The following is a 9,039-nucleotide window of genomic DNA, read 5'->3' on the forward strand; positions in this document are numbered from 1 at the left end:
CGGGCCTAGGTCGACGGTGGCGGACGCGTCGGCGATGTCCGCGACGATCTTCAGCCCGGCCCAGAGCCCGGTGGCGCGCGACAGGGCCACCGCGTGCAGCCCGAACTCGATGATCTCGGCCACCGAGCCGGGCGCGAGCAGCGGCATGGACAGGCTCTGGCACATGGGCTCGCACGAGCTGGGCAGCGTGGACGACTTGCAGCCGGGGTCGTCGCCGATCCAGGCCACCGCGCCGCCCAGGGGCGCCGTGCCGGACACGTTCGCGTGCCTGATGGCGTCGGCGGCCCGGTCGAGACCGGGGTTCTTGCCGTACCAGAAGCCCGTCACGCCGTCGTGCCGCCTGCCCGGCACCTGGTCGAGCAGCTGGGTGCCGGCCACCGACGTGGCGGCCAGCTCCTCGTTCAGGCCCGGCTGGAACACCACGCCCGCCGGCTCCAGGAACCGCGCCGCCCGCCCCATCTCCAGGTCCACGCCCGCCAGCGGCGAGCCCTGGTAGCCGGAGACGAACACCCGCGTGTCCAGCCCGCGCTCCTCGTCCAGGCGGCGCTGCTCCAGCGTCAGGCGGATCAGGGCCTGGATGCCGGAGATCAGCACCCGGCCGCCGGCCGCCGTGTACTTGTCGTCGAGCGACACGGGAGTCTCGCTCACGCTCACGCGAACCTCCTGGCTTCGTAACTCGCGCGGGGATTGCCCGCTGATTCCCAGCACAGCAATGTGGACATGACATGCGCAAGTATTAGATGAGAAAGTGTGCCGAAGACGCAAACTATGTGAGGGCTTGAGCCTTGATGGCTGATGTTCTTTGCGCCTGATGAAGGGGTTCTCGCATGGCTGACGTAGACGACGTCGACCACCGGGTGCTGCGGCTGCTGCGTGAGGACGGACGCAGGACGTTCTCGGAGATGGCGCAGCTGGTAGGGCTGTCGGTGGCGGCGGTGAAACGACGGGTCGACCGGCTCAGGGAGCTCGGGGTGATCACCGGGTTCACCGTGCAGATCGACTACTCCAAGCTGGGCTGGGGCATCGAGGCGTTCACAGAGCTACGGTATCCGGGCACGACTCCGGTGAGCGAGATCATCCGCACCGCCGGCGACGTGCCCGAGGTGCAGGCGGTGTTCACGATCGCGGGCGATCCCGACGCCCTGATCCATGTACGGGTACGGGATCTCGGGCATCTGCAGCAGGTCATCGACCGATTGCGCCGGGCCGGCAATGTGACCGGGACCAAGACGCTCCTGGTGCTCGGCTCGTGGACCCGGGACGCGCTGGCCCCGCGCTGAGCTCAGGACGCCTTGCCGGGCAGATTGGATCGGCCAGGGCCGTCAGGGCGGCCGAGGCGATTCGGACGGTCGGAGCGGGAGAAGTGCCATACGAGCAGGCCGATGGCGGCGAGCATGGGGACGCCCAGCCCGACCAGCCACACCCACACCCCGGTCAGCGGGAGGACGGCACCGTCGTCGCCTCTTGTCTCCGCTTCCCCGGACGTCGGCCGGGGGTGGCGCTGGCCGGGGCCTGCCTCGGCGCCGGGCTGCTCGTACGGTCCGTGCCCCGCGCCGTGACGGCCCCGGTGCGGCCCTCCGGTGGGACCGCCCTTGATGATGCCCCCGCCGGGAATGACATGGAGCACGGGAGCCTGGCTCTCGCCGAGGGCGGGCGGCTGCCCGGCCCCGGGCTCGGTGCCGCCGCCTGCCGGGGAGCTGGTGGCCGGGGCCGGCTTCGTCGGGGCCGTCGTGGCCGGATCGGTGGCAGGAGGCGTGGCCGGGCCGGGGTTCGGCGGCTGGGCGGGCCCGGGGCCGGCGGACGCGCAGGGACGGTCGTCGCCACGGTTCTGGTTGGGGGCGCCCTCGTGAACGGTGGCGCACTCGTCGGAGCCGCCGGTGTCCGGGGCTGCGGGTGGACCGCCCTTGACCCGCGCCCGTGCCGGGTTGATCATCCGCGTCGAACGGTCGTCCGTTCCCGTGGCCGAGACCTCCACCCTGTTGGTGACGCGCGTGCCGTCGGGGATTGCCGGGTCGATCGTGACCGGGATCTCATAGGTCACGCTCGACCCCGGCGGGATCGCCAGCCCGGCTCCGCCGCAGACGACGGTGGCGCCTCGGTTGACGAGGGCGCAGTCGTCGGACAGGAGACCGGGAGTCGTGTTCGGATCGAGGTTGTTGACGATCGTCACGTTCTCGGCGTCGCTGCGTCCGGCGTTCTCGACGGTCACCATGTAGACGGACTCCGCGCCGATGACCATCGGCTGCGGGGTGACGGTCCCGCTGATCCGCAGTTGCGCGCCGACCGCGGCCGGAGAGGTTCCCCCGCCCAACGCGGCGAGCGCGATGACCCCCGCGATCCCCCGAATGATCATCTCGTCCCCTCCATCCCAACCTGCCGCCCCTGCCTGAGCAGGGACGATCCTGCTCCCACCCGCCGAACCCATGGGGACGCCCCAACCGGAACCATGCACCACCATGACGAAGCCTTTACCTCGGATGCGGCGCGCCCTCGAATGCGGCGGCGTTCCGCGGTGAGGAGCGACGCGTTCCCCCGCTACATGGGCTGAGCCCCAGGGAGGCGTGTGGTGTGGCGGCACCCGGAGCACATACGGGGTCAGCCCACCCGGCAGGAGACCGCGGGCCAGTTGTAGTTGCCGTTGTGCTGGATCGTGAAGCCGAACGTGTTCCCGTTGCCGTTGGGCCTCATGGTCATGACGTTCCCGCTCGAGTCCCAGGTCGGCGTGCCGTTCCAGGTGGCGATGACCTTCTGCGGGCTCTGCAGGGTCGCCGTGACGATCCACGTGCTGGTGCCCGACATCGCCACGGACAGGTTGAAGCAGTCGCTCCACTGTGAGCCCTGCGAGACGGTGGCCGTGCAGTTGCCGCCGCCGGGAGGGGGCGTGCTGGAGCCTGAGCCGCCGAGGGCGGACAGGACGGCGTCGTAGGCTGCCTTCTTGTTGTAGTTGCCGTCGAACAGCAGCGGGGTGCCGCTGCTGCGCCAGGAGTACTTGTCCGTGACGCCCCAGACCGTGATGCCGGTGCAGCGTGAGACGGCCAGGCAGGCGTTGACCACGCTGTGGTAGCTGTTGGCCTGTGCGGTGCCGGAGCCCTCGATGTCCAGCTCGGTGATCTGCACATCCACGCCGAGGTTGGCGAACTGCTGGATGTTCTGCTGGTAGTTGCCGGGCACCGGGGACTGGCCGTTGAAGTGGGACTGCAGGCCGACACAGTCGATCGGCACGCCGCGCTGCTTGAAGTCCGCGACCATGTTGTACACGGCGCGGGTCTTGGCGGCGTTGGCGTCGTCGATGTTGTAGTCGTTGTGGCAGAGCTTGGCGGCGGGGTCGGCGGCGCGGGCGGTCCTGAACGCCTCCTCGATGTAGCTGTTGCCGATGCGCTGCTGGAAGACCGAGCCGCGGCGGGCGCCGCTGGAGCCGTCCTGGAAGGCCTCGTTGACCACGTCCCAGGAGTGGATCTTGCCCTTGTAGTGCGCCATCATGCCGTTGATGTGGCTGTTCATGGCATTGCGCACGTCGGTGGCGGTGGACAGGCCGCTGACCCAGCCGGGCAGCCGGGAGTGCCAGACGAGCGTGTGGCCGCGCACTTTCTGGCCGTGGCTCTGGGCGTGGCTGACGATCTGGTCGCCCGGGCCGAAGTTGAACGAGCCCTGGGAGGGCTCGGTCGTGTCCCACTTCATCTCGTTCTCGGGGGTGACCGAGTTGAACTCGCGGTCGAGCGCCGTGGCGTACGCGGACTCGCCGAGGTGGTTGGCGGCCACGGCGGTGCCGAAGTAGCGGCCCTTCTCCGCGGCGGCGGCTCCGAGCGTGCTGTCGGCGCTGGCCGCGGTGGCCATGGACATCACCACACGCCGAGTACGCCTGCGACGAGCGCGGGCTTGAGACTCATGCTCATTCCTCCGGAACGCTGGGGGCGGACGTAGCCGTACGCGGAGCTCACCTTGGAAGGTCAGTCTGAGGAGATCTCCGAAATGTGTCAATACATGCCAGAAAAGTTTCGGATGCTATATAGGGGAGGGCATGCCGTTACTTGCCACAACGTGCAGATACCTGCTCCGAAACATTTCAGTATCCATGAAAATAGCGCAAGCTAGGCCGATACGTAGATTTCCGGATGCTTTACGTGCCGGTTGTGCCTAACGTCAGCCGCGACAATTGCCTTCCGAGAAGGTGGGTTCATGCGTGCGCTGACCGTCTTCCTGTCCAGCCTCCTGCTGGTCACGACCGTCTCCGCCCCCGCGGGTGCGGAGACGAAGCTCGCCGCCGTCACACCTGACGTCGTCTTCCAGCGGGCCGACTTCGCCTCCGGCGCGTACGAGGGCACGGCAGCCGGCGACGGCCTGACGTTCGGCCAAGCCGCCGGTACCGTCTCCTACACCGACGCGCTCGGCACCAAGAGCTGGGAGTACGCCCGCTGGACCGGCCCAGAGCGGGCCATCGGCTTCGCGGCCACCGAGCTGATCGCCTCCTGGACCGCCGACGTGCCCTCGGGCAGCTGGATGCAGGTCGAGGCCCGGGCCAGGAACGCCGCAGGGCTGACCAAGTGGTACTCGCTGGGCCGCTGGGCGTACGCGGAAGGCGACATCCGCCGCACCTCCGTATCGGGGCAGGGAGACGCGGACGCCGGCGTCGCGGTGGACACGCTGGTCGCGGCGGCGGGCAAACCCATCAGCGCCTACCAGCTGCGCCTCACCCTCTACCGCGTGCCCGGCTCCTCGGTGACGCCCCGCGTGCGCACGTCCGGCGTCATGGCCTCCAACGTGCCGGAACGCAAGACCGTGCCGGTCAGCCCCGGCGGCGGCGCGTGGGGGACCGAGCTGGCCGTGCCGCGCCGCTCCCAGAACGTTCACCAGGGCCACTACCCCGAGTGGGACGGCGGCGGCGAGGCATGGTGCAGCCCGACCTCGACCACCATGGTCCTCGGCTACTGGGGCAAGTGGCCGAGCGCCGAGGACACCTCCTGGGTCGATCCCTCCGACCCGAACCCCGAGGTCGACTACGCCGCCCGGTACACCTACGACCACGCGTACCAGGGGGCGGGCAACTGGCCGTTCAACACGGCTTATGCGGGGCGGTACGGGATGGACGGATTCGTCACGCGGCTGCGGTCGCTGACGGAGCTCGAGCAGCTGATCAAGGCGGGCATCCCGGTCGTCACGTCGCAGTCGTTCAAGAAGGGCGAGCTGCCGGGCGCCGGGTATGGCACCAACGGGCACCTCATGGCGATCGTCGGCTTCACCGCCTCGGGCGACGTGATCGCCAACGACCCCGCGTCGTCCAGCAACGACGCCGTGCGGCACGTGTATCCACGGGCCGACTTCGAGAACGTCTGGCTGCGCAGCTCCAGCAGCGGCGGCGTCGCGTACATCATCCACCCGCCGGGGCACGCACTGCCCGCCACGACGCCTGGCCTGCCCGCCAACTGGTAGCCCGGCCACACCCCCAGGCGCCACCTCGCACGAGCCAGCTACGCCGCGACCACGTTCTCGCGAAGATGCGCTGGTAACGCGCGGACAGCTGCCGGGCGGTCAGGTCCTCCCGGGGCCGACCTGGGCGCGGGCCTCTTCCACGGGGTTCTGCGTGTCGCCGAGGACGGCGACCGCGTGGAGGAGCCCGCGCTCGTTCTCCGGCGGCGACGTCAGTGGCGGTGAGCTGAACGTGGTGTGGCACCGGCGGGCTGCCTCGTGGACATAGGGAACGACACAGACCCGTCGGTGCCGGGGCGGTCAGTGGCTGTGGTCTTTGTGGGGGCCGTTGAACAGCAGGTCGGCGGCGCGGGCGAGGATCTGGGCCCGGGTGCGGTCGGCGTGTTCGGCGGCGAGGAAGTGCCTGCCGATCGCCAGGCAGAAGGCGAGCATGCTGCGGGCCTCGACCTCGTCGGGGTCGGAGCAGAAGGTGCCGATCATCTCACGCAGCAGCGCCATGCGCCTGTTGTCCACTCGTCTCAAGTGCTCGGCGACCGCCTCGTCGCGCCTGGCCCAGTCTCGAATGGCGAGGTCGATGGGCAGCAGGCGGTCGCCGGAGAAGGTGAGCACGCCCGCGCGCTGGATTTTGGTCCTCGGGTCGCCGCCCTCGCGCTCGATGTGGTCGATCACCTCGTCGATGCTCTCCCGCTCCCAGGCGTCCAGCATCGCCTTCAGCAGCGCGTCGCGGTCGGCGAAGTACCCGTAGAACCCGCCTTTCGTGACGCCGAGCTTCTTGGCCAGCGCCTCGACGCGGACGGCATCCGGGCCGCCGGCGGCCAGCGCCTGTAGCCCCTCTTCGATCCACCTCTCACGCTGCGTGCGGATTACGCCCACGATGTGTCTCACCTCACCTGTCCACCCTATATACGCCACCGTATATAAGGTCTACCCTCAGTCTATACGGTGACGTATACATGAATGGAGACAGTGAGATGAACGGCGTCCTTGTCACCTTCCGCCCTCCGCGGCCCGAGCACACCGAACGAAAGCCTTGCCAGAGGCGGTCGCTGCCATGAAACTCTCGAGCGGTCATCTCTGGCGGATCCACGAGATCGCCGACGGCCTCCTACGTCCGGCGGGCAGCAGCGCGGCCACCGTGGATCGTGCCGTGGGTGTGCACAACATCCCCGAGCCCGTTCGCGCTCTCAGCTCGTTGTCCCGCATCGACTACGTCGACCGCTTCACCCTCTCCACAGACGCGGACGCAACACCGGAACTCTGGGCACGGGCGCTGTTCGGCGACGTCCCCAATGCCGCCGAACAGCTCATCTGGCGCGGTCTCCTCGGGCTGCGGCTCAGCCGAGGGCGATCGCCGGACACCGTGGCTGGATGGCAGATCGCCGCACGTGGCCACGACTGGATCCGGCTCGAGGCCGCCTCCTGGTTCCTGACCGGCAACCTTGTCGTACAGGCGACCGGCGGGCGGGTGTCGCTGGGCACCTTCCTGCGCTATGACCAGCCCCTGGGCCAGACGGTGTGGACTCCGTTGTCCGCGCTCCACCGTCAGCTGGTACCCGGACTGCTCCGCGCCGCCGCGGCAAGGACAAACGATCACAAGCGGCGACCGTGATCCATAAGAAGGCCACGGACTCGGGATACGCGAGTGGTGCCTGCAAAGCGCCCGCGCGGCTGCCTGGGCACGCCTGACCCCAAGGGTCTTCGCCTGCTCCACGTCGGCCGCAACCACCGGTGGCCACGCCGCCCGATTCGCGACGAGCACCTGTCCATCCATAGTGTCCCAAGGGCACGCTGAGGATCGTTTTCACCTCAGAAGATCTCGCGCTCATCCGCGTGGTGACCCGCACCGACCTCTTGTGGGAGATGGTGGGCAGTCTGCACCGCCTGCAGAGTCGCGACGGCGACAATTCCATGGCCGCCTGGCGCGGGCACGCCCACGCCCGCTACGCGCGGCGCCGTACAATCGCATCGCTGATCTGCTGTACCGCTTCGAGCTCGGGCGCCACCCAGCGCAGGCCGGTGTCCCCCACCTCCGCCGGCTCGGCGATTACCTGCGGCAACGGCCCCTCATCCAGACCAGACCGCCACGTTGCCGGGTCCGGCCGCTCCGGCAGGCACCGGAACCGATCGTTCCGCGTCTCGTCACTCATGTTAGACATGACGACACCGATCCTCCCGAAGTTCCTCGCCGAATCATGAATTCCCTCACACACCCACGAGACCAGGATCGAGGATTACTGCGGGCAAACCACCGATTCCATGCGCGCCACGGTCAGCCGCCACCTCGGGCGATAGCGTTCCCGTCGAAGGGCTGGTCAGGCCGGGCGTGGGGGCGCGGTGGACTCTCGGACGATGAGGCGCGGCGGGACCAGGGAGATGCCTGGTTGCGGGTGGCCGCCCAGTTCGGCCAGCGCCGCGTGGAAGCACGCCCGCCCCAACCCCACGAAGTCCATCCGTACCGTCGTCAACGCCGGCGTCCAGAAGGCCGAGCCCGGGATGTCGTCGAAGCCGACGATGCTGACATCCCCGGGAACGTCCTTACCCGCGTCGTAGAGCGCCCGCCGCACCCCCTGCGCGATGTCGTCGTTCCCGCACAGGATCGCCGTCACGTCCGGCGACCGGGCCAGCCGCTCCCCCGCCGCGTACGCCGACTCGAGGTCCCACCCGCACGCCAGCACGGAGGGGATCTCCGCACCCGCGCGGCGCAGCGCGTCGCGCCAGCCCGCGTGCCGTCCCCCGGCGCGGCCCTCGGACGGGATGGCCACGTGGTGGACGGTCCGGTGGCCCAGGTCGAGCAGGTGCTGGGTGGCGTCGGCGGCGGCCCGGCGCTCGTCCAGCGCGATCGCCACCCGTCCCAGGTCCGGCGCGACCGGCTCGGTGGCCACGATGGCGGGGATGTGTGGCGGCAGCGCCTCCGCCACCGCCGTGCCCAGCGGGTCGAACGCGATCACCACCAGCCCGCCCGCGCTGGGGTCGCTCACGTAGTCGACCGTCTGCCGGACCTCGGCCGACTCGACGACTCTGATCCCCAGGGCCACGCCCTCGGTCCTGGCCGCCTCCTCGATGCCCTGGAGCGTGGCGGCGTAGCCGTACAGCATGGTGTTGGAGGTCACGACGGTGACGCCGCTGGCCCGGCCGAGGCCGAGCGTCCGGGCGGCCCGGTTGGGGCGGAACCCCAGCCGCTCGATCGCGGCCAGCACCGCAGCACGGGTGTCGGGCCGCACCCGGGGTGAGTCGTTCAGCACGCGCGAGACGGTCTGGTGCGAGACGCCGGCCGCGGCGGCGACGTCTCGGATACTCGGGACGGCCCCTTTTCGGACATGTCGGGGGCTCATGTTCACGGTCACATGGTAGTCGGGCCTAAGAGCGGAGGTTAGGGCCTGTCCGGCGGATCATGCCGGGCGGCCCATCGGCGCTGAATCGCTGTAGCGACCCGCCGGACAAGGAGCTAGGTGGAGCAGGTTGGGCCCGTCGATAAATACCTCGACAACGGTCGCGTGATCGGGGACGCTTCGCACGATGACCAGAATCGACGACACACCGCCCGCGTGGGACGAGCGCACCCAGCTCACCACGTTTCTCGACTACACACGTCGCACCGCCCGTGCCAAGTGCGAT

At 69.5% G+C, this 9,039-nt stretch carries 8 protein-coding genes and 1 pseudogene; 3 read left to right on the forward strand and 6 right to left on the reverse strand.

Annotated features, from left to right (window positions below; translation table 11 throughout):
* A pseudogene (locus tag AB0J09_RS46005) lies at nt 1–654 on the reverse strand (indolepyruvate ferredoxin oxidoreductase family protein); the annotation flags it as partial.
* Nucleotides 655–827: 173 nt separating this feature from the next.
* Here AB0J09_RS46005 and AB0J09_RS46010 point away from each other — a divergent pair.
* On the forward strand, nt 828–1,280 hold the full coding sequence (locus AB0J09_RS46010) for an Lrp/AsnC family transcriptional regulator (protein WP_360706080.1): 453 nt from the start codon (nt 828–830) through the stop codon (nt 1,278–1,280).
* Nucleotides 1,281–1,282: 2 nt separating this feature from the next.
* On the opposite strand, the gene AB0J09_RS46015 is transcribed toward AB0J09_RS46010, so the two are convergent.
* Together AB0J09_RS46015 and AB0J09_RS46020 are read right to left on the reverse strand one after the other, a co-directional pair.
* Nucleotides 1,283–2,353 (reverse strand): hypothetical protein, encoded by a 1,071-nt coding sequence (locus AB0J09_RS46015; RefSeq protein ID WP_360706083.1) that lies wholly within the window; start codon nt 2,351–2,353, stop codon nt 1,283–1,285.
* 242 nt (nt 2,354–2,595) lie between these two features.
* Nucleotides 2,596–3,834 (reverse strand): endo-1,4-beta-xylanase, encoded by a 1,239-nt coding sequence (locus AB0J09_RS46020; RefSeq protein WP_360706086.1) that lies wholly within the window; start codon nt 3,832–3,834, stop codon nt 2,596–2,598.
* Between the two features lie 342 nt (nt 3,835–4,176).
* On the opposite strand from AB0J09_RS46020, the gene AB0J09_RS46025 reads away from it, so the two are divergent.
* Nucleotides 4,177–5,427, forward strand: a complete 1,251-nt coding sequence (locus AB0J09_RS46025; protein ID WP_360706089.1) for a C39 family peptidase — start codon at nt 4,177–4,179, stop codon at nt 5,425–5,427.
* A 297-nt stretch (nt 5,428–5,724) separates the two neighbouring features.
* On the opposite strand, the gene AB0J09_RS46030 is transcribed toward AB0J09_RS46025, so the two are convergent.
* Nucleotides 5,725–6,309 carry a TetR/AcrR family transcriptional regulator gene (locus tag AB0J09_RS46030; RefSeq protein WP_360706092.1) on the reverse strand — a complete coding sequence of 195 codons (585 nt, stop codon included), beginning with the start codon at nt 6,307–6,309 and terminating at the stop codon, nt 5,725–5,727.
* 166 nt (nt 6,310–6,475) lie between these two features.
* Between AB0J09_RS46030 and AB0J09_RS46035 the strand changes: the two genes are divergently transcribed.
* On the forward strand, nt 6,476–7,033 hold the full coding sequence (locus AB0J09_RS46035; RefSeq protein ID WP_360706095.1) for a hypothetical protein: 558 nt from the start codon (nt 6,476–6,478) through the stop codon (nt 7,031–7,033).
* A 331-nt stretch (nt 7,034–7,364) separates the two neighbouring features.
* Here AB0J09_RS46035 and AB0J09_RS46040 read toward each other — a convergent pair whose 3' ends face one another.
* On the reverse strand, nt 7,365–7,571 hold the full coding sequence (locus tag AB0J09_RS46040; protein ID WP_360706098.1) for a hypothetical protein: 207 nt from the start codon (nt 7,569–7,571) through the stop codon (nt 7,365–7,367).
* A gap of 165 nt (nt 7,572–7,736) precedes the next feature.
* Nucleotides 7,737–8,756 (reverse strand): LacI family DNA-binding transcriptional regulator, encoded by a 1,020-nt coding sequence (locus tag AB0J09_RS46045; protein ID WP_360706101.1) that lies wholly within the window; start codon nt 8,754–8,756, stop codon nt 7,737–7,739.
* Nucleotides 8,757–9,039 lie beyond the last annotated feature (283 nt).

It is taken from the genome of Nonomuraea sp. NPDC049784, assembly GCF_040659615.1.
Classification (GTDB): Bacteria; Actinomycetota; Actinomycetes; order Streptosporangiales; family Streptosporangiaceae; genus Nonomuraea.

Bases quoted from the DNA above. Each gene is read 5' to 3' on its own strand.
- AB0J09_RS46010 (WP_360706080.1), top strand. From the start codon at position 828: ATGGCTGACGTAGACGACGTCGACCACCGGGTGCTGCGGCTGCTGCGT.
- AB0J09_RS46015 (WP_360706083.1), bottom strand. From the start codon at position 2,353: ATGATCATTCGGGGGATCGCGGGGGTCATCGCGCTCGCCGCGTTGGGC.
- AB0J09_RS46020 (WP_360706086.1), bottom strand. From the start codon at position 3,834: ATGGCCACCGCGGCCAGCGCCGACAGCACGCTCGGAGCCGCCGCCGCG.
- AB0J09_RS46025 (WP_360706089.1), top strand. From the start codon at position 4,177: ATGCGTGCGCTGACCGTCTTCCTGTCCAGCCTCCTGCTGGTCACGACC.
- AB0J09_RS46035 (WP_360706095.1), top strand. From the start codon at position 6,476: ATGAAACTCTCGAGCGGTCATCTCTGGCGGATCCACGAGATCGCCGAC.
- AB0J09_RS46040 (WP_360706098.1), bottom strand. From the start codon at position 7,571: ATGAGTGACGAGACGCGGAACGATCGGTTCCGGTGCCTGCCGGAGCGG.
- AB0J09_RS46045 (WP_360706101.1), bottom strand. From the start codon at position 8,756: ATGAGCCCCCGACATGTCCGAAAAGGGGCCGTCCCGAGTATCCGAGAC.